This window comes from Streptomyces millisiae, assembly GCF_031845425.1.
GTDB lineage: Bacteria > Actinomycetota > Actinomycetes > Streptomycetales > Streptomycetaceae > Streptomyces > Streptomyces millisiae.
Genome location: NZ_JAVREM010000372.1, coordinates 1 through 418, shown reverse-complemented (window position 1 = coordinate 418; position 418 = coordinate 1). Strand labels below are relative to the sequence as shown.

At 61.5% G+C, this 418-nt stretch carries 1 protein-coding gene; it reads left to right on the top strand.

Going from position 1 to position 418, the window contains the following annotated elements:
• Positions 1–89 precede the first annotated feature (89 nt).
• Positions 90–418 (top strand): FadR/GntR family transcriptional regulator (locus RNC47_RS37740; RefSeq protein WP_394814967.1); only part of this gene is annotated, 329 nt, incomplete at its 3' end.

Genomic DNA, 418 nt, shown 5'->3' with positions numbered 1-418 from the left:
AGCACGCCATTTCGCGCGAGCAGCTGGCTGGCTCTCGAGCCGCCGACCTCTACGAGGTCCGGCGACTGGTGGAGATCGCAGCGACCGAGATGTGCGCAGTCCGGGCGAGTGATGAGCAGCTCGATCAGATCGTGCAAATGGCACAGCGCATGCACGATGATGCTGCGGACAAAGACGACGAGCCTCTTGATGTGCGTGGTCGGGTCACCGACGATCTCGCTTTTCACGGAGCGATAGCTGAGGGTTCCGGCAATTTGGTGCTCACCCGGTTGGTTGCGGACATCAGACGCGAGCTGGTCCCGACGTGGGCGGTGGATCAGCTCGACGCAAGTGAAGTCCGCGACGTGCATGATGCGCACCTCGAAATCGCAAAGGCATTGCGTAACCGAGATGTCGTAGGAGCCCGTCGTGAGATGGC